Here is a 22,464-nt window from a genome sequence, read left to right on the forward strand (position 1 = left end):
TCGTGTCTTCTTCATCGGAAGCTCCTCGTTCACCCTGCCGAGAAAATTCTACTTCCGCCCCCCCTTAAGATCGGGGGGGGATTTCCCAGGCACCGGAACTGGCGCTTGCCGAAATTTCAGAAATGGCATGGTTGAGCCGGGCGCAGCGGGTGTGTCCGCTGCGGGCCGGGTCAGAAGAATGCTGGAATGCTTGGCTTAGGACTTCGGTAACGGGGACGTCCCAGTCAAGCGGTTTAGGTAGGCAAATTGATCCGCCAAAGCGGTCTCACCGGCCTATTGTAGCCCGTCCTGCTTTCTGCCGCGGCTTTCGGTTGAGGTCTTTCGGGTACCAGCTCCGGATCGGTATGAGCTGGTGCTTTCTTAGATCCGAAAAACTGGCGGAAGCCGCCCTGGGTGCACGTCGCCAGGTGCCATCCAAGAGTGATCGGGCGCAACAGAGCGTGCCCTGCACGGCTCCTTACCTGGAGCAGGCGCATTCAATCAACTCGTGCGATCCTCTTCCCTTGAGCTCGACCATGCCTTTTGACTTGCCATCGAAAGCATCTTGCAAGTTTCGCCATACGGCCTCGCTCACAAGTACCGTTCCCGGATCGGCATGATCGACAATGCGGGCGGCGATGTTCACCGTATCTCCCCAGATATCGAAGGCGTAATTCTTCTGGCCGATAACTCCGCCGACCAGCGGCCCCATATGAATGCCGATTCGGATCTCCCAGCCAGAGGGGTGTTCCGCGACGGCGTCAATCATCTCCAGGCCCGTTCGAACGCTGGCCTTTGCAGGACTTTCGACATGGTGCAATAGCCCGGCAGTTGCCATGAAGGCATCCCCGATTGTCTTAATCTTTTCCAGCCCGTTCCGGGTCGCGATGTCCTCGAAGGCGCAGACCAGATCCTGAAGATGGGATACCACGGTTTCCGCCGAGTTGTTGTTGCAATAGGTCGTGAAACCCACGATGTCGCAGAACAGAACCGCCACGTCTTCGAACTGGCGCGGTCTAACGGAGTTTGTGGATTTCAGTTCGTGCACCGCGGCGGCTGGCAGGGTCGCATGCAGCAGATCGTCGGCGCGCTTTTTTTCAACCTCGATTTGCTTCATATAGCCCGCCTCCTGATCCCTGAGGCGTTTCTTTTCAAGGCTGGCATGAATGCGCGCACGCAGGATCGCGGTGTTGAACGGTTTCGGGAGATAGTCTTCGGCACCTGCTTCGATACAACGCACGACGCTTTCAATTTGATCGACTGCGGAAATCATTATGACTGGTATCGAGCGCAGGCGCATGTCGGATTTCATACGCTCCAGCGTTTCGTACCCGTTGAGAACCGGCATCATGATGTCGAGCAGCACGAGGTCGTAAGGTTGCCTGCCGAGCAGATCGAGCGCCTCCTGGCCGTTCTCTGCCACATCGACATTCTCATGGCCCTCGCGTTTCAACCGCCGCAGGAGCGTATAGCGGTTGTCTTCGTTGTCATCGACAACGAGAAGGGCTGGCCCGTCCGAGGTCAAGAGGCCTGCCTCGCCTGCAGCAGGGAGTCGATCTTGCCGAGCAGGCGCGGCATATCGACGGGCTTGGTGTCGAAATCGTCACACCCGGCATCATGTGCTTTTGCGCGATCCTCGGCCATAGCATGCGCGGTCAGCGCGATGATCGGGATTTCCGACGTGGCAGAATTCGATTTGATCCGGCGGATCGCTTCCCAGCCATCAAGTACAGGCAAGCCCAAGTCCATGATGATCAGACCCGGCTTTTCCGATTGTGACATGTCCACGCCCTGTTTGCCATCGGGTGCCACGACAACTTCGTATCCTTTCCGGGCCAGCCGTTTGGTCAGCATGTAGACATTGTCTTCGTTGTCTTCGACATAAAGGATTTTCACCATTCCCACTTCAACTCCTTACCTGCGGTCAATGCTCCTCACCCGGCCCCGGTTGCCGGCCATGCTCTGCAAGAGCTTCGATCCGGCTGCAAAGCGCCTTCATATCGACCGGCTTCGAAAAGAAATCCGAACATCCGGCCTCGATTGCGCGCCTGCAATCCTCGGGCATCGCATAGGACGACACAGCGATCACCGGAATATTGCGGGTCGCTGCAGATGCCTTCAGCCGGCGGGTGGCTTCCCAACCATCGACAATGGGAAGATCGAGATCCATCAGAATGACCGACGGGTTGCTCGTGCCCGCCACCGCCAGACCGGCCGCGCCGTCGCGGGCGATCAGGATCTCGAAACCTCGTTTGCCCAGCCGGCGTGTGAACAGGAAAATGTTGTCTTCGTTGTCTTCAATGTAAAGCACCCGGATCATCCCACGGCCTCCTGCGAAGGTTGGGGGGTGTTCTCTGCAATGATCTCGCGGATCGTGGCCAGGAGCTCGCTCCGCCCAGTATCTGTCTTCTGCACGATCTGCGTGACGCCGCCATTTAGCCGCCGATGATCTTCCGGCGTTAAGTTCGCCGCCGTAAGAACGACGATCGTGACCCTGCCGTATTCGTGGCGCTGGCGAAGCGCTTCAAGAAACTGGAAGCCATCCATCTCCGGCATCAGCAGGTCAAGCATTATCAGGTCGGGCTGACATCCATCCAGACGCTCGATCCCGACATTGCCGTTCTCCGCCTCTGTGACGTCCCAACCACTCTTGGAGAAGATGCCTCGCAACACATCGCGCACATCGGGATCATCCTCGACCACCAGGACCTCAGGCGTCCGGTCCTGCGGATGGTATTTTGAAAGCAATGCCTTCATCTTCTCCCGGTCAATCGGCTTCGTCATGTATTCCGATGCGCCCAGAGCAAAACCGCGATCGGGCTCTTCGGTCATGGTTGCCATGATGACGGGAATTGCGGCGGTCTCCGTGTCTGACTTGATCTCCTTGAGAAACTCCCAGCCATCCAACTCCGGCATCACGACATCGAGTGTGATTGCAGAAGGCTTCATTCTGCGCGCAAGCTCTAGTCCTTCCCTGCCATCGACGGCGGTCACGACATCGTAGCCCTGTTTCGCCAACATGACGCGCATCAGTTCACGGGATGCCCTGTCATCATCGACCACCAGGATTCGAGGGTTATCACGCCGAGCTGAATTGATCGGCAGCGCCGGCGGGCGTTCTGGTAGGGGCGAAGCGTCGTCTTCACCCGAACTGGCAATCGCAATGCGCGGCAGGCGAAAGGTGAACGTCGCACCCTCGCCAAGCGCGCTTTGCACTTCGATGTCGCCGCCCATCATCCGCGCCAGGCGCCTGCTGATTGCCAGGCCCAGGCCCGTGCCGCCGAAGCGGCGTGTGGTCGAGCTGTCGGCTTGGCTGAATTCTTCAAACAACCGGTCAATCTGTTCTGCACTCAGCCCGATGCCCGTATCTGTAATCGCAATCGAAACCGCCGATCCGAGATCGTCCGGCACTTCCCGGGCCATCAGCACGACCTGCCCCTTTTCAGTAAACTTGCAGGCATTGCTCAGCAGATTGAGAATGATCTGACGCATCCGTGTCTGGTCGGCCGAGATCGCCCCGAGATCATCCGGGCAATCAACGGTCAGCTCATTGCCGTTCTTTTCTGCCATCGGACGCACAGTTGTTGTCGCATCGTGGATCAGGCTCGGCAAGTCGAAGCTCTCGATATGCATCTCGAACTTGCCAGCCTCAATCTTCGATAGGTCTAGAATTTCGTTTATCAGGTTCAGCAGGTGCTTTCCGGCGCGCGAGATACGTTCCAGCGGCTCAATGAAATCTTCCTGTCCGAATTCCTCGGCATCTTCCATAAGCATTTCGGTAATACCGATCACCGCATTGAGCGGAGTCCGCAACTCGTGGCTCATATTGGCAAGGAACTGGCTTTTCGCGCGGTTCGCTTCTTCGGCTTCCTGTTCGCGTTCTTTGAGTTCGGTTATGTCGGTGTATACGGCAACGGTGCTGTCGTCGTCGGTTTTCCGCTCGCTGACGCGAATCCAGCGGCCGTCCGCACGCTCCTGGAGATGCGTGTCACCCGGGTTCCTGTGCTGCGCGATGCGCTCCGCGATCCAGTCCTCCGGTGCGTCGAGCGCATCCTTGATAAGACCTTTTTCAGCTGCGCTATGGATGATTTCATCGAACGAGGCACCAGCGACCACGATGTCTTCGATTCCGTGATAGAGGAGCTCACGATACCGGCGGTTGCAAACGATCAGGCGATCATCAGGGCCGTACAAAGAAAACCCGTCGGAGATGCTTTCGATGGCGTGAGAAAGCTGCATTTGGGCTCGTTTTGCTGCAAGGGTTGCTTCGGCCAGTTCACGGGTCCGCTCCTCGACACGCTGTTCCAATTCGTCGCGAGCCTTGCGGAGCGCCGCCTCGTCCGCCTGCTGGCGTTTCTGCATTTCGTTGAATGCCGCGACGACGACGCCGATCTCGTCACGGCTGATCCAGTCCACCGGAACGCGCTCTCCCCCGCCGCGCGCGCTGTTGATCGAACTCAAGAGCCGTTCGAGCGGGATGCCGATTGTGCGTCGGTTCGCGATCAGGGTGCTGAAAATGATGGCTCCGAGAAGAAGCGCTCCCAAGATTCCGGCTGTCGTCAGCCTCTGCCGGGCAGCGGCGAGAATCTGGGCGTCGGTCAGCGCGATGGCCAGGCGCCCAATGACCTCTCTACTATCATCATACACATAGACGATTTCCTTTTCTGCAAAGAACTGCTCCTGTTCGAGACCTTCTACCTTTCCAGTCCAAGCAACCAATATGTCCTGATCATCATAGACCGCTGCACCCGAGATATCCGGATCAATGGCAAGGGCTTTAAGGATAAGCTTGATTTGCTCGTCGGCAACGTTCCACATCGATTCCGCAACCACGGCACTTTGGATCGCGACCAGTTTTTCGAGCTTGTCATTGAGCCGGTCTTCGGCTTCGCGCTGCGCATTGAATTCAAAAAGCCCAAAAACAAAAATGGTCGAAATAAGAACCAGCGGCGTCACTACCGCCAGGAATTTTGCTCGAAGCGACCTAAAATAAAATTTCCTCGGCTTTTGATCCATCAAAGACACTCTGTACGCAACAAGCTAGGTTTGCTTTGGTCCGTCAACACGCACCCTCGAGAACCATCTCGACATAACGGGGATTTACGTGCCGGGCGAAATCGTCGACTACATTGCGAATTTTGCCTTGTTCCCGCAGGAATTCGGCGGTGAAGCTTAGCGCCTGGGCGACCCTTCCCTCGGTGCCGCCACCAAGCCAGCGCGCTGAAGCTTGTTCCCTGAGCGTCGGAAAATCGTAGAGGTCCAGAACCACGGGCACGTTTTCAGGATCACCTCCAGCCAAGCTGACGATCGCGGCGACCTGATCCGATCCCGAAGTCCAGGCCGAAGGATTGGCATTGTAATCTGCATCCGCAGCCGCAACGGTCTTGATCAAATTACACATGAAGTTTGGGTTCTGGGCAGCGAATGTCCTGTCGACGACCATAGCATCGAACGTGGCCTTCCCCCAGCTCGACAGAACGCCAGAGGTAATCAGCACTTTCCCGGACTTCTTGATTTCGCTCAATGCCGGATCCCAGATAAAGGCGGCGTCGATCTCGCCAAGTTGCCACGCCTCCGTAATCTCCTGCGGCTGCATGTTACGAATGACGACATCCTTCTGCGCAATGCCGAATTGCTCGAGAGCAAAGAGAAAGTGGAAATGTGTGGTCGAGGCGAAAGGCACACCGATAGTTTTGCCCGCCAGATCCCGCGGCGCGATTATGCCGGCTCCGTCCCGAACAACCAGCGCCTCGGCCGCGGCTATATCTTCCAGAATCCAGACCACCTCTATGTCCAAGCCCCGGCTAATACCGGCGGCGATCGGACTCGACCCGGATTGCGCGATCTGAACCTTGCCCAAGATCATCGAATTGATGACCTTTGCGCCGGATTCGAACTTGCACCAAGTCACGGGCTGGCCAACAGCCTGCTCGATTTCGCCGCTCACGATCGCCGTCTTCCAAGGATTGTACATCAGCTGGTAGCCGATCGTGACATCGTCCAGCGCACTCGCCCCGCGCCCGCTGAACAGGACGGAGCAAAAAAGGGCCAATATCACTAACCGGACGGCTTTCATGTCACGCCCGCAAAGTCACTGTCCCGGTGCGGAGCTGCCGTCGTCATTGCGAAAACGCTGTCGCGAAGTAATTCTCTGCGATCTCGTCAGCATTGACCTGGGCAAGTCCCGCATTGAATTTTTCAAGCATCGCACGGCCGTCCCCATCGTCGCGGAAACACAAATACAGCGTCTTGTCTTCCAGTGGGGTGGCGTTGAATTGCAGGTCTTTCCGGTTTGAATTCAGGCTTGGCTCCGTCGCTTTCAGGTATTCCAGCACGAACTTGTCTATGACAGCGGCATCAATGCGCTTGCGCACCAGTTTTTTCAGGTTCGTGAGATCATCGTTTGACGGGACAGCCAGAATCCAGCCTGTTCCCACTTTCTGGTCGAATTCGTCGGTATTCGCGTAGCCGAGGACCGTTCCGATCTTCAGCTGCTGTTCGCCGATAGAATCTAGGGTGTCCCACGAAATCGGCGCACCCGCATGTTCGGCAAATCCCAAAGGGCCATTGCCAATCGGATCGGACGCGATGAAACCTTTCTGGTGGCGGCAATGATACCCAGGAAAGTAAGCAATGACCCCATCCTTGCCGTCCTTTGCCATGTCGATCGCGCGTTTCCATGGGCGATAGGCGACGTCTATATTGAACCCTGCCTTTTCAAAAGCCACGCGCACAACTTCTGTCGTCGCTCCGCCGCTGGGCAGATCGCTGCCTGTGTAAGGCGGCCAATCCAGTGTCGAGATGCGGGCAATCTGATCCTGCGCCAGAACTGGCGGCGCGCATGAGAGGGCAAAGAGCACCGCCACCGCACGAATTATCCGAGGCATTGCAATCAACATAAAAAATCCCCCCAAATCATTGCGGCAATTGCAGACCCAATGACGCACCCATTACCTTACGTCATTACAGCCCATATCGCTGCTTGATAGCAAGGTATTTTGGTGTCGTCTTGAACTCGGTCAGGGCTTCCGAAAACCGATTTGAAAGTGCCTCGTGCCCTGGTTTCCGACTGAAAAAAAGATATCCGGGTGTTTCGGCGAGGCTTGGTAAGAGCGGCCGAACCTGGTCTTCGATGCCCAAGCGCCTGGCATCGGCAAGAAATGGTAGGGTCGTATCCAGAACCGTTTCGACCCGCCCAAGCGTCAGGAGCTTGATCATGCTTTCTCGTCCTGTGGCTTCGACGCGCGTCATGCCGGCCCTTTCAAGGCCATCGTCGATGCCTCCGTAGCTATAACCTTTGACAAGCGCGAAGGTTTTTCCGGTGAGCGCCTCGGGGTCGGAAATAGTCAGGCCGGAATCCATGCGCACGAAAAGCGTTGCATCATAATTCAGCAACGGCTCGTCCGGATAATGGCTGAAGTCCTCACGCTCGTCGGTTTTAGTGCCGCAAAGGCCGGCGTCTACTCGCTGGGTCTTGACGAATTTGAGCACGCGGGTCCACGGCATCCGGACGAATTCCACTTCCGCACCCATGTGCCTGATCGCGCCGGCGGCGATTTCGACGCACGGCCCTTTGGGTTGCCCATCGATCCAGACGTAGTAGGGTGTGTAGTCCTTGTCCTCCACTGCCACGAAAATCGTCTCGGCAAAGGCAAGTACAGGAAAAGCTATTCCTATGGCCACGATTGTCGCGGCAATTCTAAGCCTGCGCATCCTTTCCTCCACTCCGTTTCGGTAGTCCAGCTGCCAGGTTGCGCCGTCGGCAATTGGCGCCTATCCGGCGACAGCACCACTCCCCAAACCCGCATCGAACCCGTCTGAGCATGTGTCCGCCGTCATCCCCACGCGGCCGAACGCTACCCGTGCGACAGGCGTCCTCCGGATCGCTGTGCGGAATGCTACAACCGAATGGCACGCAGGTCGAGTAGTGCAGAATTGGTACGCGACCTTGGGATCATGGAGCGGCGGAACACTCGGGGCAATCGACCATGCCGGCGCTTGATTTTTCATCACCCTCTGATCTGCCTGGAAAACATGCTGCAGGCGTACCGGTTCGCGGAGGAATACCGCAACGCGTTCAACGATGCCGCAGCGGGCGCATGCCATGACCGTCAGAAAGCCGAACACTCCCTCAAGAAGGTGTAAAGCCGGATCGCCAACATCCTGACCGCAATCGAGGACGGCAAGTACACGACATCAATGAAGGACAAGATGTCTGATCTGGAGGGAGAGAAGGCCCGCCTGGAGGCGGTCATCGCGGACAATCCCGAGCCCCCAGCCCGGAGCGGACATAGAGATGCGGCGACCGCCGCAGTTGTTGCCCGTGCGAAATACCCCGGCCCTCCCGCCGAGAGCTGCCATCCATTCGCCCTAGCTCACCACGTCCCATGCTGCGGGCAGCACCTGAGGCACCGAAGCAAAGGCAGCGCCCTTTGCAAAGTGCAAAACGAAGCCCCAATCGCAGTCTTACGCACTGCGCCCGTATAAGGCCCGTCCAGGTCAGCGGTCATCGCCGCTACATTTTTTTGCGCAAAACCACCGGGATGTTCTTGCGGCAGAACGCAATTATAACTGACGCTGCAGAACTTTCAGGCAACCGTCCGGGCGACTTCGTCAACGAACCAGCGCATCGCCGGATTGAATTGCCCGCGCTCGTGCCAAAGCAGGTAATATGGAAACTGCGCTCCCGATCTGAACGGTACAGAGACGACGCTGGAGAAAGCCGAGAGTTGCTCACCCAATCGCGATGGAACGGCTGCGACGGCATCGCTGTTTGCCACATGAAACGGCATAGCGGTGAAGAAAGGCACGGAAAGCATCGCTGGCGCCTCATCGCGTTCGATGCGCATGACGGTGTCGGCGCGCAGACGGTCTACAGTCGGGTAACTGAACTCGATCTGCCGGTAAGGTGCGATATCCGGTGGATCAAGGAAGCCTTTCCGGTTTGCCAGCTCAAGCAAAGGATGACCTTTGCGCATGAGCAGAACATAGCTGTCTGTGAACAGCTTCTTGACGATCAGATCGCCCTTCACTCTCAGCCCAGCATAGAAGACGAAATCGATTTCACCTTCCAATATCATTGAAAAACTGTTCGGCACCAAGGGCGTTACATTGGCCTGGATATGCGGCGCGGTTTTTGCCAGCCGGTCCATAAGCGGCCCGATCACACAGGCTGCTGCATAGTCGGTGGCTGCAATCCGAAAACAGTGGCGGGAGTTTTCCGGGCTGAAATGCGGCGGCTGAAAAACAGCCTCGATTGAATTGATGGCATCAAGCACCGGCCCTTGCAGGGACAACGCGTGATCCGTCAGCTGATACCCTGCCTGGGTTCGGATCAGCAGCGGATCGCCAGTCAGATCGCGAATACGCGCAAGAATGCGGCTGGCGGCCGGCTGGCTGATTTCAAGCAGTTCCGCCGAGCGCGTCACGCTGCCGGTTTGCAACAAAAGCCTTAGGAACCGCAGAACGCGAAAATCCATCGAGGCCAGATCTGTATCCATTTTCTGCATGATGGTTATGCTAATGCCGTCATTTCGATTATGTCAATCCAAGCGCATTTAACCTTCATCGAAGTTACCCCTGATGAGGAAGATCCCATGAAAAAAGCCCTTTTGATCGTTGCTGCCGGCACCTTGGCTTTTGGTGCCAGTGCCGCATATGCCGATGTCTCGACCGAAACCCAGGACCTGAATGGCGACGGCGTTGTCACCTTCGAGGAATTCGTGGACAGCCACGCCGCGGGTATTGCGCGCACGCAGGCCTTCCTCGACCGCCACAGAGGTATTTTCGATGCCGCCGACACCAATGGTGACGGCGTTGTTGACCAGAGCGAAAGCCAGGGCGGAGCCACAGGCAAGGTCAAAGCTAAAAACACCAAAAAGTCCTGAGCCAGAAAACTGGCGAAACTCCCGCCCCAATCAATCTCTAAGGATCGACCATGTTCAAACCCGCACTCGTTTCCGCTGCGCTGCTTGTTGCCGCTGTGGCAGCCTCAGATCCTGCTAATGCCGCAGACCAGGACACAAGCTGGACCGCAGAACTCAGCTCAATCAACGACGTAACCGGGAAAAGCTATGAATACGCGGTGTCCGGGTATCGCATCCGCATGGACTTTATCGCCCCGGACCGCATTCGATGGACCCGCGTTGAGGCTCCGGATGGCACTGCAGGCACTTCGGGTGAGGAAGAGATCGTGCATACCGATTTACGCCCAGGCGTCTTTGTGATTGCCTTCACCGAGGCCGATGGAAACGTGGTGGATGTCTTCGACATTCAGCGCAACCGGCTGTTTGTCAATTACATCACAAATGATGGAACGCGCTTTCACAGTGAGACTGTGATCGAAGACGTGTCTCAATGACCCGAAGGAAGACTGAAAATGGATGTAACCCGCAGAATGTTTGCCGGGCTGATAACGGGCTCGGCAGTTGCCGCAAGTCTTCCTGCTGCGGCGCAAACGACCGCTTCACCGATGTATGAGGTCCGCGATGTGACCTTTCCCAGCAGTGCCGAGACACTGGCCGGGAAGCTCTTCATGCCTCCCGGCGAGGGACCTTTTCCAGCTGTGGCGGTGGTTGGCCCGGTGGCCTTTGTGAAAGAGCAGTCACCGGTGCAATACGCCACGCGCTTGGCCCGCCAGGGGCTGGCCGTGCTGATTTTTGATCCGCGCTATCATGGTGCCAGCTCGGGTGAGCCGCGCCGCTTTGAATCCGGCGAGGCAAAGATAGAAGATATCGGCGCCGCCCTGACATTCCTGTCCGCGCAGGACGGCGTGGCACAGGACAAGCTTGGTGTTTTGGGCATCTGCCAGGGGGTGAACTGGGCGATAGAAGCCGCGGTTCGTGACCGCCGCGTGTCAGCGCTTGGGATCGTGGCCGGCCACTATCTGACCCCCGCCACGGCAACACTCTATTTGGGGGACGACCAAGCGATTGCTGCACGTATGGAGCGTGCCGCCGAAGCGCGGGCTGTCTACGAAAAAAGCGGCGAGATCCGCTATATTCCGATCATCGGATCGGACGAGGCCTTGCTGACCGCTGAACTCATAGCGCAGTGGTACGCGCCTTGGGACAACCGCGCCCCTTGGTTTGCCTATCGGGGCGGGTGGGAGAACCGCATCACCGCGATGAGCGAAGAAGTCATCTGGGGCTGGAAGATCAATGAAACGGTTACCAGGCTTCAAACGCCTGTACTGATGGTGCATGGCGACAAGGCTGCATCAGGTCCCATGATCCCCCGTCAGCTGTTCGATACGATTCCAGCGGCAGACAAGGCGCTTCATTGGATCAAAGGCGCAAACCAGCTGCAATTCTATGAAGACCCGCTGGTCATAGATGCCGCCCTGACCCCGCTTGCTGCGCACTTCAAGAAAGGGCAATGAACCGGCACTATTGAGAAAGGCGAACAAAACCGGGCTTTGATGCGCTTCACACCAAGAAACGCGTTCCGCCCGGCACAATCTAGCCGCCGCGAATTGGCGCTTTGTGCGGCACTGTGTGAGTTCACCGGCTCCAGAACCTCGCGGTCGCAGCGAACGGCAGAAACGGCGGGCTGCGCCGCAGCACAAAACCTCGGCTGGTTGCGCCAAACGGCCGCGTTTGCAAAGGGCGCTTCCTGCGCACAGCGAACGCGGAGCGGTGCCCATGCTGCGCCTGCAGCGAATGGCTGCAAGGTCCCGCAGACTGTGAGTTTGATCATCTCCAGATTTTGCTCACGCGGCGAATGACCGGAAAGCGGGCTGCGCCTGCAGCAACGTGAAGCTAGGGCGAAGGTCCGGAAAGGGCCGGTCGTCAAATGTACAGTTCCTTGAGGAGGCTCTTGTGTTCAGACCGTCAGCCAATCTGACTTTCGAAACCTGACCGGCCCCGATAGGCTTGCTGCTGACGGTCACGGAACTAATTCTGCAGCCGGGTATGATCCAAGTTTCTAAATGAACCGTATCCGATTTATGGTGACAGTAATTCTGGACAGACTTCCCGGCAGAAAAATTCTGCAGGTGGTATCCCCAAGGGGCACAGCAGCATTGTCAAACGGCAAAGCCTTTTCTCAGCTGACCATCTGGCTGCTTGCGGTACGCGATCAGCGGGACCGAGAGGCTTTCGGCGAGATGTTCGACCATCTGGCTCCGAGGCTGAAAGGGTTTGTCATGCGCACCGGGGCGAGCTCTGCGCTGGCTGAGGAAATCGTGCAGGATGTCATGCTAACCATCTGGCGCAAGGCATCACAGTTCGATCCGCATAAGGCACAGGCCTCGGCTTGGATTTATCAGATTGCCCGCAACCGCCATATCGACATTGTCCGGAAGGAGCACCGCCCGGTTCCTGATGAGCTGAGCGCGGATCCCGGACTGGAGCCGGACGCCAGCCAGATCCTGGGGCTGGAGCAGGAAGCCGAACAGCTGAAGCTGGCGATCCAGCAGTTGCAGCCGGATCAGAAAGAGATGATCGAAAAGGCCTATATCGGCGAACTGACCCATCAGGAAATCAGCAGCCAGACCGGCCTGCCGCTTGGTACAGTAAAGTCGCGCATCCGCCTTGGATTGGGGCGTCTGCGCAAAGAACTAAAAGGATTGCGCTGAAATGCCTGCAATCACCCATCATATCCCCGACGCGATGATCGCCGCCTACGCTGCGGGCAGCCTGCCACATGCCTTTGCCATGGTGGTGGCCAGCCACCTGTCCTATTGCCGCGACTGCCAGGCCGCGCTTGGCGCCCATCAAAGCGGCGGCGGTGCCCTGCTGGAAACAGCGCAAAGCGAAGAGCTCTCGCCCGGAATGAAGGCCAGCGTTATGGCGATGCTGGATGAGCCCGCGATGCCGGAGCCTGTTTTTGACGCCAAGGGGATTTACCCGGGTCCGGTGATGCAGGTCCTGAAGGGCGGCGCGCCGCGCTGGCGGACCCTGGGCATGGGTGTCAAGCAGAACATCCTGTACGAGGGCGACGGCGGTACGGCCCGGCTGCTGTATATTCCGGCGGGTCAGGCGGTGCCCGATCACAGTCACAATGGCCTGGAGCTGACTCTGGTGCTGCAAGGCAGTTTCAGCGACAAGACGGGCCGGTTTGGCGTCGGCGATGTCGAGATCGGCAATGAAGATTTGGAGCATACGCCTGTGGCGGATGCCGGCGATCCCTGCATATGCCTGGCGGCCACTGATGCACCTCTCCGGTTCAACGCGTTTATGCCGCGCCTGCTGCAGCCGCTGTTCAGGATTTGAAGCCGGCCTTACCTGCCGCGGTAAACCAACCCGTCGGGCAGCATGTGCAACAGCTTGATCATCCAGGAAAACGGGCGTGGAAAATCGGTCCGGAAGCGGCTCGATTTCAACGCCGCCACAACACGCTGCGCTGCCCGCTCCGGAGACATCATCTGCGGCATGGCAAAGCTGTTCTTGTCCGTCAGCCGGGTTTTGATAAATCCCGGGTTGATAATGCGGACCGTTACGCCGGACCCTTTCAGGTCATGCCGCATGGTTTCAGCCAGGCTGGTCAGCGCGGCCTTGCTTGCGCCATAACCAATGGCGGCGGGCAGGCCGCGGTACCCGGCCAGCGATCCGATCAAGGTGATTTCGCCACGGTCTGCTTTGACGAACTCTGGCAGCACCTGTCCCAGAACCCTGACAGCACCATTGTAGTTCACGTCATTCATCCTCAGGACGGCCCCGGTGTCCCAGTCCTGGGTGCGCATCGGCTCATAGGCACCTGCATTGTAGATGACCGCATCCACGGTTCCCGCAAGCCGCGCTGCACGGGTGACTGACTCCACATCCGTGACATCCATTCGCAGCGGCTTTGCCTGGGTCAGCTCGCCGGCCAGAACCTCCAGCGCGTTGCCAGATCGGGCTGACAGGATCAGCCGGGCACCCTCCCGGTCCAGCTGCCGCGCGATCTCGCGCCCTAGCCCGTGGCTTGCGCCCACCAGCCAGACAGCCTTACCATGAAAGCTGTTCATGCCCCGCGACCAGAATAGGTGGAGCTGTCGGACACGAGCGGTTCAGGCGGAGCGGGTTTTCTCAGGAACGGCGCCCGTTTGGCCCAAAGCTTCAACGCCTGCCAGTAGATCAGCGCCACCACCCGCACCGCCCCCAAGGGCCTGCGCAGGGCGGCTCCGGCCAGTGAGGCCGTTGAGGCCGGGCGGCGCAAACCGTTCAGCGTTGCCAGCACGCCCTGGGCACCGTTCCTGTAGGAAATCCGGATGTTAAAGGCACGGTCCGTCATCCCGAAATGAAACTGGTAGCTGCCGGCAACCTGCTGAAACGGGGACACATGCATCAGCTTTTCAGCGCCGATCACCTCGTCCTGGCGGATTGGCCGGTAGTCCGGGTGCGCTGCAAAGTAGCAATGGCGGTGGCCGAAGGTATTGTTCACCTCGGCGATGAAGGCTCTTGGTGTTCCGTCCCTGACAGCGATCCAGAAGCTTACCGGGTTGAAATGAAACCACAGAAAGCTCGGCTGGGTCAGCAGCAGCAGTTGTGCACCTTCAATTGGAAAGCCGCGCTGCTGCAATTGATCACGAAACCAGGCAACACCGCTGCCTGCACCACGCGGGCCGCCGTGATGGCGGTCATGAATGGAGAACAGATTGAACCGGTTGCGCGACAGCAAGGGCGGAGCGCCCTTGGTCATATCGGTCAGAATATAGTCCACACCGTAGCGGAAGGCGTTTTTCAAACCGCCCCTGCGGGCGTGGAAGGTCTGGGCAGGCACATGCTCAATCATACAGATCTTACGCGCGCGTAGCCGCTTCGGATCACGTCACGCGAAAATTTTCCTTCCGCAGTGATCCGTCCCCCGGTGCGGCGCGTAACAGCTTCAAACAACAGGAAGGAAAGCTGCCTATGCTGGATCAGACGCAGGGCCCGCGGCGCAAGATCGCGATTGTCGGAGGCGGCATCTCCGGCCTGTCCGCAGCCTACTACTTGTCTGCCAAACATGACGTTACCCTGTTTGAGGCTGCCCCCCGTCTTGGCGGCCATGCCCGCACCGTTCTCGCGGGCAGGAATGGGGACCAGCCTGTCGACACCGGCTTTATCGTCTTCAACTATGCAACCTATCCCTATCTCACCCGGCTGTTCCGCGAGCTGGACGTGCCAGTAATGAAAAGCGAGATGAGCTTTTGCGCCAGCATCGACGACGGACGGCTGGAGTACGGGCTGAACAACCTTCGTATGCTCACTGCGCAGAAACGCAATCTGTTCCGGCCGCAATTCCATGGAATGGTCGCTGATATCATCCGCTTCGGAAAACGGGCAGAGGCGGCGGCAACAGACGACGAAAAGACCATTGGCGAACTGGTCGAGGAACTGGGTCTGGGCAGCTGGTTCCGCAACAACTACCTGATGCCGATGTGCGGGGCGATCTGGTCCACGCCAGTCAACGATGTGGATGCCTTTCCGGCAAAATCGCTGGTGCAGTTCTTCCGCAACCACGCGCTGCTGGTCGGCACCGGCAAGCACCAGTGGTGGACGGTCAAAGGCGGCAGCATCGAATATGTCCGCCGCCTGGAGGCCGCGCTGATTGCCCGCGGGTGCCGGATCCGGACCGGCACGCCCGTCCGCAAAGCTGCCCGCCACGGCGAGGGCGTTACGCTGCACATGGATCGGCAAGAACCATGCGCCTTTGACGAGGTGATCTTTGCCTGCCACTCGGATCAGGCGCTGGCCATTCTGGGTAGTGACGCAACCCCCGCCGAAGCTTCGGCACTCGGCGCAATCCGCTACCAGCCGAACACGGCAGTGCTGCATTGCGATGAGGGGCAGATGCCCCGGCGGCGCACCTGCTGGTCCAGCTGGGCCTACCGCAGCCAGGCCGGTGGCGTCGGGGTGACCTACTGGATGAACCGGCTGCAGAACATTCCCGACAGCGATCTGCTCTTTGTGACGCTGAATCCGTCCCGCCCCATTCCGGCAGCCAAGATCTATGACCAGGTGGAGTTTTCCCACCCGGTCTTTGACCGCGCGGCGCTGCGGGCGCAGCGGCAGATCCGGGCAATGCAGGGGCAGAACCGCACCTGGTTTGCCGGTGCCTATAACCGGCACGGTTTTCACGAAGACGGCATCGCCAGCGCCATGCGGATTGTCCGCATGATGAATTCTCCCACCGCATTCCAGGCAAAAGGAACAGAACATGGCATTCACAGACAAAGCCCTGCAGTCAGAATTCCTCTCAGCCTGCGCGCGTCTGCGTGAAGGGCGGCTGACGCTGGGCACGCCGGACGGCGCGCGCTATGAATTCGGCGACCGGGGGCCTGAGGCGGAAATGCAGATTCATGACTGGGCCGCGATTTCTGCCATGGCCGCGCACGGCCAGGTTGGTCTGGGTGAGGCCTACGTGCAGGGCCTATGGGACACTCCGTCTGTCGAAGGGCTGATGCGGCTCGCCATGCAAAACCGCGACCACCTCGGCAGCTATGATCAGGCCAGCCCGTTGAACCGGGCAAAGTTCCGTATCGCCGACGCTCTGCTGCGCGCAAACTCCAAGCGCGGCGCCCGCAAAAACATCCGCGCCCATTACGATGTGGGCAATGAGTTCTACCAGCTTTGGCTGGACGATGGCATGACCTATTCCTCCGGCCTGTTCAGCCCGGGCTGCGAAGACCTGGCCAAGGCGCAGGCCCGCAAGAACGACCGTATTTTGTCGCGGCTTGGCGAGGGGCAGCGGTTACTGGAGATTGGCTGCGGCTGGGGTGGCTTTGCCGAACAGGCCAGCGCCGAGGGCCGCGAGGTGACCGGGGTCACCATCTCACGCAACCAGCACAGCTATGCGGAAAGCCGCCTGGACGGGCACGCCGACATTCAGTTGTGCGACTACCGCGACATCGAAGGCAAGTTCGAAAACATCGTCTCGATCGAGATGGTCGAAGCGGTGGGCGAACGGTATTGGCCCAGCTATTTTGCCAAACTCAAAAGCAATCTGGCAGAGGGCGGCCGGGTGCTGCTGCAAGCCATCACTGTGCGCGATGATTTCTTCCAAACCTACCGCAGTTCCTCGGACTACATCCGCCAGTATGTGTTTCCGGGCGGCATGCTGCTGTCCGATCAGGTGATTGCACATCAGGCAAGCACGGCCGGGCTGCAGGTCCGCGACAGCTTTGCCTTCGGTCAGGACTACGGAAAGACCTGCCGCATCTGGGCACAGCGCCTTGCGGATCAGAAGCGCCGCATCAAGGATTTGGGCTATGGCGAGGCCTTCTTCCGCAACTGGCAGTACTACCTTGAGATCTGCGCAGCGTCTTTTGCCATTGGCCACACCAATGTGGTGCAGGTGGAGCTGGCCCATGCTTAGACCGTTTGCCCTCCTGTGCCTTTTGGCGCTGCCTGCAGCTGGGACAGCCAGCCAGCTGCAAACCCTCCTGCCGGGCGTCAAGGAGCGCGCCACCGCAACCTTCCGCCTGCTGGGCCTGCCGGTCTATCAGGCCAGGCTGTTCACCAGGGATGCGGCACCGCTGGACTGGTCGCAGGATTTCGGGATCGAGCTGACCTATCAGCGCCGTATCAGCCAAGCCGATCTGACAAGGGCGACCCTGCGCGAGATGCGCCGCATGGACAATCCGGTGCCGCCGGAAGCCAAGCTTGCCACCTGCTTCCAAAGCGTTGCGCCCGGGGACCGCTACCTGGCCGTCAGCCGTGGGCCGGACCAGGTCGACTTCCTGCACAATGGCCGCAAGACCTGCAGTCTGCGGCAGCGGGGCATCAAACGGCATTTCATGTCGATCTTTCTGGGGGGAAACTCCCGTTCTGCCAGCTTCACACGCGGCCTCCTGGGGTGAAAGTGCTTTACCCCCGCGTCAGCCTTTATGCGATGATGCTCGCCTCGGCAGGCATTCCGCTTTACATCCACCTGCCGCAGTTCGCGTCGGTGGAACTGGGGATCGGGTTGGGTACGCTTGGCGCTATCCTGCTGGGTATCCGCCTGGTTGATCTGGTTCAGGACCCGCTGATCGGCTGGATGGCCGACCGCTGGCCCCGCGCCCAGCTCGGCCTTGCGACGCTGGCGGCCGGAGGGCTGGCGGCCGGTTTCCCCTTGCTGTTCTCGCTGGCTCCGGGGCCGCAAGCCGCGGTCCGGCTGGTTCTGATCCTCATTGTCCTGTTCACTGCCTATAGCCTGGGCATGATCCTGCTCTATGGCCGCAGCGCAACGCTAGCCAAACACCCCGAGCCCCGCGAACTGCTGACCCTCGCAGCCTTTCGCGAAGCCGGATTGCTGGCAGGTGTCATTCTCGCAGCTATCGCACCTGCGGCTCTAGTCGCCCTTGGGGCCGCGGGCCAGGGCTATGGCGCCTTTGGTACGGCCCTTGGCCTGTTTGCACTGCTGACCGCTGTGCTGACCCGCCCCATCTGGACCCGCCCGGCACGCACCGGACAGCACCTGTCCGTGCGGTCGCTGGCCAGCGCCGGGGCCGTCAGGCTGCTGGCCCTGGCAGTGCTAAACAGCCTGCCGGTTGCACTGACCTCCACCTTGTTCCTTTTCTTTGCCGGGGACCGGCTTGAGCTTGCAGAATATGCAGGCGCGCTGCTGGTGCTGTTCTTCCTCTGCGCGGGCCTCAGCGTGCCGCTGTGGACACGCCTCAGCCAGCGGACCAGCCCCAAGCAAACCCTGCTGATTGCCATGCCGCTGGCAATCGCAAGCTTTGCCGGTGCGGCTTTTCTCGGCGCGGGCAGCCTGCCGGGGTTTGCGCTGATCTGCGCGGCCTCCGGTGCTGCGCTGGGGGCTGACATGGTTCTGCTGCCTGCCATGTTCAGCATTGCTCTCACCAAGGCCGGCCTCAACGCCGCCGCCGCCTTTGGCATCTGGTCCTTTGCCGGCAAGCTGGCCCTGGCGTTGGCTGCAGCACTCGCGCTGCCGCTGCTGGAACAGCAGGGCTTCCGCCCCGGAGGCCCGAACACTGCCCAGGCGCTGGGTGCTCTGACCCTGGCCTACGCTGTGCTGCCCTGCGTTTTGAAAACCGCTGCTTTTGCCTTTGCCTTCACGCTTCCATCGGAGAAACCCGCGTCATGAAACTGCTCACTGCCCTGCTGCTGATCGCGCTTGTTGCAATGATTGCCAAAACCTACCTGCTAAGCTTCCGGTTCCAGTCGCCGGAAGACTATGCTGGAACCGGGCCCGAGTTTGTCCTGACCAAGCATCTGTCCGGCGAGATCCTCTCCGAAGGGCTGATCTTTGGCCCCAATGGCAAGATGGCCAACAGTTTCACCGCCATAATGGTAGGGGAATGGGAAGGCAGCTCCGGCACATTGTCCGAAGAGTTCACCTACTCCAATGGCGTGACACAAAGCCGGAAATGGTATCTGACACTTGGCCCGGACAACACGTTTACCGCCACCGCCGATGATCTGGTTGGAGAAGCAAGGGGCGTCGTTTCCGGTGCCACAGTGCAGCTGAACTATACGATCAAACTGCCCGAAAGCGCCGGCGGCCATGTGCTGCAGGCCACCGACTGGATGTATCTCACAGAAAGCGGCGTCATCCTCAACAAGTCAGAGATGCGCAAGTTCGGCCTGAAAGCAGCAGAGCTTGTGGCCAACATGCGGCCTGCGCAATGAGATGGACTTTTGGGCAAGGCTCTTAAGCCACTTGGCGGCAGGCCTATCTCAGCCTAGTTGCTGTGTCCATATCAGCCAGCAGGGTAACACATTACCATCCAATCCCCAAGTTGTTCGTTTCGCCTGTTCAGCAGTTACTGACCGCTACACGCCCATTGCGGGTACAAAATTCTCTGCGCGACCGGAAAACTCAAGGGGCGAAGGGATTCATTCTGCAGCCAGATGGCGGAACACAATAATTCTTTCGCTATTCTCAGTCATAAGGGAAGCACTGCTGCCGCAAGTGCAAGCCGATGGTGGGGAGCCTGATGCACCGCGCCGGGATGGTGCCTTTCCCATCTGTGGATCAAACTGGCTACTATCATGATGAGTGACCAGCAGGATCAATAGAGGTTTGCCGAAGTGTGTTTTGCTTGTGCCGGAGCGGGCAGAACCTCATGCAAGTCTTTCCAGCCTGGCAGCCTCGCCTGGCTGCCACGATAAATACTCAACCGAAGCATGCGGCCCCTGTCTTCACAGATTGGAGGCGCTGTTTTCGCAAATGTAGCGAACGGCCAGAAGGTCCCGGCACCACCGTAATGCGTTCCTTTGCGTTGCTGCACAATGTGTCTGACGTCAGCACCTTTGGGACAGATTTGAGGATTTGAACACCAGAGTGGTTCTGGTTCATCGTAGCTTTCAAGGAGCGCAGATGAATAAGAAGCCCGGAACATCGAAGGACAGCGCTGACAAGCTTGTCAAAAACATCCGCCGCAAAACCCGCCAGACCTATTCTGCGGAAGAGAAGATCCGCATTGTTTTGTCAGGTCTGCGTGGCGAGGAAAGCATTTCGGCGCTGAGCCGCCGCGAGGGCATCTCTGAAAGCCTGTATTACAGTTGGTCGAAAGAATTCCTGGAAGCCGGGAAACGGCGGCTTTCTGGTGCGATATCCGGGTGATGGAAGAGACCGCCTTCATGGGGGTCTACTGCCGCCGCTGGGGCATTCCGCTGATCGATGGAGGTACCGTTCGCCTGCCGCGGCTGGTTGGGGAAGGCCGCGCCATGGACCTGATCCTCACCGGCCGCCGTGTAGATGCGGAAGAGGCCCTGCGAATTGGCCTGTGTGAATACGTGGTGCCCGAAGGCGGTGCGCGCGCAAAAGCCGAAGCCCTGGCCCAGGACATCGCCCGCTTTCCCCAAAGCTGCATGCGCGCGGATCGCCGTTCTGTAATGGCGCAACACGGGTTGCCTTTGCGTGACGCGCTTCGACAGGAATGGCGTGGCAGCAAGGACGAGGTGACGAAAGGTGTCGAAGGCGCGACCCGTTTTGCCAGCGGCAAAGGACGGGGCGGAGATTTCCGCGATGTATGACCTGAACCTCAAAACGTCCTACGTCCCGGCCCAGCCTGACATGGACGTACGCGAGATAACCGTCGGAGCGATGCTGCGCGAGATTGCCGATGCGCGGCCAGATTCCGAGGCCCTGACGGAGATCCGGCAGGATGGGTCGCCTGGACGGAACTGGTCATATGGCGAACTGCTGGCAGAGGCTGAGAAATTGGCGCGGGCTCTCACGACCCGTTTCGGTCCGGGGGAACGCGTCGTCGTCTGGTCCCCCAACAGCCCGGAATGGGTGCTAATGGAATATGCCTGCGCCTTGGCCGGGCTGGTACTGGTGACCGCAAACCCGGTCTTTCAAGCCCGCGAACTGGAGTATGTCCTGAAGCAATCCGGCGCGGTTGCCTTGTTTCTGGTGGAGGAGTTTCGCGGCAATCCAATGCGCAGTATCGGGGCGGACGTTGCTGCTGGCATCCCGGCTGTGCGGGAGATCACTGACATGGAGAGCCCGGCCCTATTTGACTTTGGATCCCGCCCTGTCTCTATGCCACAGGTTGCTCCGGGCGACGCCGCAATGATCCAGTACACCAGCGGAACCACCAGTTTCCCAAAAGGGGCCGTGCTCAGCCATCGCGGACTGGTCAACAATGCACGTTTCTACGCCACCCGGTGCGGAGCGACCGAAAAAACATCCTGGGTCAATGTCATGCCGATGTTCCATACGTCTGGCTGTGGAATGGTCACGCTGGGATGCCTTCAGGCAGGCTGCCGTATGGTATTGATCAGCTTGTTCGACCCGGAAGTGGTTCTGGATCAGCTTGAAGCGTGCCGCGCTGACATCATCCTTGGCGTACCGACCATGGTGGTGGCTCTTCTGGACGCACAGGAACTAAGCCCGCGAGACCTGTCCGCGCTGAAGGTGGTCAGTTGCGGTGGCTCTATGGTTGCACCAGAACTGGTCCGCCGGGTGCAAATCCTGATGGGGGCCGGGTTCTCGACACTCTATGGGCAAACCGAACACTGCCCGGTGATCACCCAGCACCACCTGTCTGATAGCATTGAAGACATTTGCAACACAGCAGGCCGACCGGTTGTGCAGACCGAGGTCTCGATCCGCAGTGTCGATGATAACAGTGCAGTCGCCATAGGGGAGATCGGAGAAATCTGCGCCCGCGGCCCCTGCGTCATGCTGGAATACAACGACAATCCCGAAGCCACATCCGAGACGGTCGATTCGGATGGCTGGCTGCATACCGGTGATCTGGGCCGGATGGACGCGCGCGGGTATGTGAGCGTCACTGGCCGTGTCAAAGAGATGATCATCCGGGGCGGCGAAAACCACTTCCCTGCAGAGATCGAGAACTGTCTGCTGGAGCACCCTGAAGTTGCCGAGGTTGCAGTCGTCGGCTTGCCGGATCCTAAATGGGGTGAGCTGACCGGCGCGTTCATCCGCAGCAGCAAACCGCTCGCAAAGGCAGAACTTCACACACATTGCCGCGCAAACATGTCACCGCAGAAAACACCGAATGTCTGGGTGCAGGTGGATGAGTTTCCCCTGACCGGTTCCGGCAAGATCCAGAAATTTTTTCTCCGCGACCGCTTTGCTGCTGGAGATTTCCATGAACTCTGA

The 22,464-nt window shown here is 59.0% G+C and carries 22 protein-coding genes and 1 pseudogene; 13 read left to right on the top strand and 10 right to left on the bottom strand.

The annotated features are described in order from the left end of the window. Positions 1-457 precede the first annotated feature (457 nt). From K3724_RS16755 to K3724_RS16790, 8 genes are all read right to left on the bottom strand, one after another. On the bottom strand, positions 458-1,504 hold the full coding sequence (locus K3724_RS16755) for an adenylate/guanylate cyclase domain-containing protein (protein ID WP_259987419.1): 1,047 nt from the start codon (positions 1,502-1,504) through the stop codon (positions 458-460). Further along, positions 1,501-1,878 carry a response regulator gene (locus K3724_RS16760; protein WP_259987421.1) on the bottom strand — a complete coding sequence of 126 codons (378 nt, stop codon included), beginning with the start codon at positions 1,876-1,878 and terminating at the stop codon, positions 1,501-1,503. Before K3724_RS16760 ends, K3724_RS16755 begins: the two co-directional genes overlap by 4 nt. A 25-nt stretch (positions 1,879-1,903) precedes the next feature. After that, positions 1,904-2,299, bottom strand: coding sequence for a response regulator (locus K3724_RS16765; RefSeq protein WP_259987423.1), 396 nt, complete (start codon positions 2,297-2,299; stop codon positions 1,904-1,906). Beyond that, positions 2,296-4,995, bottom strand: coding sequence for a response regulator (locus tag K3724_RS16770; RefSeq protein ID WP_259987425.1), 2,700 nt, complete (start codon positions 4,993-4,995; stop codon positions 2,296-2,298). Before K3724_RS16770 ends, K3724_RS16765 begins: the two co-directional genes overlap by 4 nt. A 43-nt stretch (positions 4,996-5,038) precedes the next feature. Further along, entirely contained in the window at positions 5,039-6,055 is a 1,017-nt protein-coding gene (gene tauA, locus K3724_RS16775; protein WP_259987427.1) for a taurine ABC transporter substrate-binding protein, read from the bottom strand. A 43-nt stretch (positions 6,056-6,098) separates the two neighbouring features. Further along, positions 6,099-6,878, bottom strand: coding sequence for an ABC transporter substrate-binding protein (locus tag K3724_RS16780; RefSeq protein ID WP_259987429.1), 780 nt, complete (start codon positions 6,876-6,878; stop codon positions 6,099-6,101). 64 nt (positions 6,879-6,942) lie between these two features. After that, on the bottom strand, positions 6,943-7,692 hold the full coding sequence (locus K3724_RS16785; protein WP_259987431.1) for an ABC transporter substrate-binding protein: 750 nt from the start codon (positions 7,690-7,692) through the stop codon (positions 6,943-6,945). Positions 7,693-8,567: 875 nt separating this feature from the next. After that, entirely contained in the window at positions 8,568-9,407 is an 840-nt protein-coding gene (locus tag K3724_RS16790) for a LysR family transcriptional regulator (protein WP_259987432.1), read from the bottom strand. Between the two features lie 168 nt (positions 9,408-9,575). Between K3724_RS16790 and K3724_RS16795 the strand changes: the two genes are divergently transcribed. The 5 genes from K3724_RS16795 (at position 9,576) to K3724_RS16815 (ending at position 13,193) form a co-directional block, all read left to right on the top strand. After that, positions 9,576-9,866: an EF-hand domain-containing protein gene (locus tag K3724_RS16795; protein WP_259987434.1), complete on the top strand. Its 291-nt coding sequence runs from the start codon at positions 9,576-9,578 to the stop codon at positions 9,864-9,866. A 50-nt stretch (positions 9,867-9,916) separates the two neighbouring features. Continuing rightward, positions 9,917-10,339 carry a MoaF-related domain-containing protein gene (locus K3724_RS16800; RefSeq protein WP_259987436.1) on the top strand — a complete coding sequence of 141 codons (423 nt, stop codon included), beginning with the start codon at positions 9,917-9,919 and terminating at the stop codon, positions 10,337-10,339. Positions 10,340-10,357: 18 nt separating this feature from the next. After that, a complete protein-coding gene (locus tag K3724_RS16805; RefSeq protein WP_259987438.1) occupies positions 10,358-11,359 on the top strand; it encodes an alpha/beta hydrolase in 1,002 nt (333 codons plus the stop codon). A gap of 567 nt (positions 11,360-11,926) precedes the next feature. After that, a complete protein-coding gene (locus tag K3724_RS16810; RefSeq protein ID WP_409201423.1) occupies positions 11,927-12,556 on the top strand; it encodes a sigma-70 family RNA polymerase sigma factor in 630 nt (209 codons plus the stop codon). A gap of 1 nt (position 12,557) precedes the next feature. Then, positions 12,558-13,193, top strand: coding sequence for a ChrR family anti-sigma-E factor (locus K3724_RS16815; protein ID WP_259987440.1), 636 nt, complete (start codon positions 12,558-12,560; stop codon positions 13,191-13,193). Positions 13,194-13,201: 8 nt separating this feature from the next. Here the strand turns inward: K3724_RS16815 and K3724_RS16820 are convergent, their stop codons facing one another. Next, the gene (locus K3724_RS16820) at positions 13,202-13,927 is read right to left on the bottom strand and encodes an SDR family oxidoreductase (protein WP_259987442.1); all 726 of its coding nucleotides are present in this window, start codon (positions 13,925-13,927) and stop codon (positions 13,202-13,204) included. Continuing rightward, the gene (locus K3724_RS16825) at positions 13,924-14,694 is read right to left on the bottom strand and encodes a DUF1365 domain-containing protein (protein ID WP_259987444.1); all 771 of its coding nucleotides are present in this window, start codon (positions 14,692-14,694) and stop codon (positions 13,924-13,926) included. Before K3724_RS16825 ends, K3724_RS16820 begins: the two co-directional genes overlap by 4 nt. 119 nt (positions 14,695-14,813) lie before the next feature. Here K3724_RS16825 and K3724_RS16830 point away from each other — a divergent pair, with 119 nt between their 5' ends. The 8 genes and pseudogenes from K3724_RS16830 to K3724_RS16865 all read left to right on the top strand — a co-directional run bounded on the left by K3724_RS16830 (position 14,814) and on the right by K3724_RS16865 (position 22,464). Then, the gene (locus K3724_RS16830; RefSeq protein ID WP_259987446.1) at positions 14,814-16,163 is read left to right on the top strand and encodes an NAD(P)/FAD-dependent oxidoreductase; all 1,350 of its coding nucleotides are present in this window, start codon (positions 14,814-14,816) and stop codon (positions 16,161-16,163) included. Next, positions 16,102-17,259: a cyclopropane-fatty-acyl-phospholipid synthase family protein gene (locus K3724_RS16835; protein ID WP_259987448.1), complete on the top strand. Its 1,158-nt coding sequence runs from the start codon at positions 16,102-16,104 to the stop codon at positions 17,257-17,259. The genes K3724_RS16830 and K3724_RS16835 overlap by 62 nt, the downstream gene beginning before the upstream one ends. After that, positions 17,252-17,743, top strand: a complete 492-nt coding sequence (locus K3724_RS16840) for a hypothetical protein (RefSeq protein ID WP_259987451.1) — start codon at positions 17,252-17,254, stop codon at positions 17,741-17,743. Before K3724_RS16835 ends, K3724_RS16840 begins: the two co-directional genes overlap by 8 nt. Before the next feature lie 2 nt (positions 17,744-17,745). Beyond that, a complete protein-coding gene (locus tag K3724_RS16845; protein WP_259987453.1) occupies positions 17,746-18,972 on the top strand; it encodes an MFS transporter in 1,227 nt (408 codons plus the stop codon). Next, entirely contained in the window at positions 18,969-19,517 is a 549-nt protein-coding gene (locus K3724_RS16850) for a DUF3833 domain-containing protein (RefSeq protein WP_259987455.1), read from the top strand. The genes K3724_RS16845 and K3724_RS16850 overlap by 4 nt, the downstream gene beginning before the upstream one ends. Before the next feature lie 691 nt (positions 19,518-20,208). Then, positions 20,209-20,439 (top strand): annotated as a pseudogene (locus tag K3724_RS16855) (transposase); the annotation flags it as partial. 14 nt (positions 20,440-20,453) lie between these two features. Beyond that, positions 20,454-20,867, top strand: a complete 414-nt coding sequence (locus K3724_RS16860; RefSeq protein ID WP_311200187.1) for an enoyl-CoA hydratase-related protein — start codon at positions 20,454-20,456, stop codon at positions 20,865-20,867. Positions 20,868-20,907: 40 nt separating this feature from the next. After that, entirely contained in the window at positions 20,908-22,464 is a 1,557-nt protein-coding gene (locus tag K3724_RS16865; RefSeq protein ID WP_259987456.1) for a class I adenylate-forming enzyme family protein, read from the top strand.

The sequence above is a fragment of the Leisingera sp. M658 genome (assembly GCF_025144145.1).
Classification (GTDB): domain Bacteria; phylum Pseudomonadota; class Alphaproteobacteria; order Rhodobacterales; family Rhodobacteraceae; genus Leisingera.

Excerpts from the sequence above, each read along its gene's own strand:
- K3724_RS16760 (WP_259987421.1), bottom strand. The coding sequence starts at position 1,878 with ATGGTGAAAATCCTTTATGTCGAAGACAACGAAGACAATGTCTACATG.
- K3724_RS16765 (WP_259987423.1), bottom strand. The coding sequence starts at position 2,299 with ATGATCCGGGTGCTTTACATTGAAGACAACGAAGACAACATTTTCCTG.
- K3724_RS16770 (WP_259987425.1), bottom strand. The coding sequence starts at position 4,995 with ATGGATCAAAAGCCGAGGAAATTTTATTTTAGGTCGCTTCGAGCAAAA.
- tauA (WP_259987427.1), bottom strand. The coding sequence starts at position 6,055 with ATGAAAGCCGTCCGGTTAGTGATATTGGCCCTTTTTTGCTCCGTCCTG.
- K3724_RS16780 (WP_259987429.1), bottom strand. The coding sequence starts at position 6,878 with ATGTTGATTGCAATGCCTCGGATAATTCGTGCGGTGGCGGTGCTCTTT.
- K3724_RS16785 (WP_259987431.1), bottom strand. The coding sequence starts at position 7,692 with ATGCGCAGGCTTAGAATTGCCGCGACAATCGTGGCCATAGGAATAGCT.
- K3724_RS16795 (WP_259987434.1), top strand. The coding sequence starts at position 9,576 with ATGAAAAAAGCCCTTTTGATCGTTGCTGCCGGCACCTTGGCTTTTGGT.
- K3724_RS16800 (WP_259987436.1), top strand. The coding sequence starts at position 9,917 with ATGTTCAAACCCGCACTCGTTTCCGCTGCGCTGCTTGTTGCCGCTGTG.
- K3724_RS16805 (WP_259987438.1), top strand. The coding sequence starts at position 10,358 with ATGGATGTAACCCGCAGAATGTTTGCCGGGCTGATAACGGGCTCGGCA.
- K3724_RS16810 (WP_409201423.1), top strand. The coding sequence starts at position 11,927 with ATGGTGACAGTAATTCTGGACAGACTTCCCGGCAGAAAAATTCTGCAG.
- K3724_RS16815 (WP_259987440.1), top strand. The coding sequence starts at position 12,558 with ATGCCTGCAATCACCCATCATATCCCCGACGCGATGATCGCCGCCTAC.
- K3724_RS16820 (WP_259987442.1), bottom strand. The coding sequence starts at position 13,927 with ATGAACAGCTTTCATGGTAAGGCTGTCTGGCTGGTGGGCGCAAGCCAC.
- K3724_RS16825 (WP_259987444.1), bottom strand. The coding sequence starts at position 14,694 with ATGATTGAGCATGTGCCTGCCCAGACCTTCCACGCCCGCAGGGGCGGT.
- K3724_RS16830 (WP_259987446.1), top strand. The coding sequence starts at position 14,814 with ATGCTGGATCAGACGCAGGGCCCGCGGCGCAAGATCGCGATTGTCGGA.
- K3724_RS16835 (WP_259987448.1), top strand. The coding sequence starts at position 16,102 with ATGGCATTCACAGACAAAGCCCTGCAGTCAGAATTCCTCTCAGCCTGC.
- K3724_RS16840 (WP_259987451.1), top strand. The coding sequence starts at position 17,252 with ATGCTTAGACCGTTTGCCCTCCTGTGCCTTTTGGCGCTGCCTGCAGCT.
- K3724_RS16850 (WP_259987455.1), top strand. The coding sequence starts at position 18,969 with ATGAAACTGCTCACTGCCCTGCTGCTGATCGCGCTTGTTGCAATGATT.
- K3724_RS16860 (WP_311200187.1), top strand. The coding sequence starts at position 20,454 with ATGGAAGAGACCGCCTTCATGGGGGTCTACTGCCGCCGCTGGGGCATT.
- K3724_RS16865 (WP_259987456.1), top strand. The coding sequence starts at position 20,908 with ATGGACGTACGCGAGATAACCGTCGGAGCGATGCTGCGCGAGATTGCC.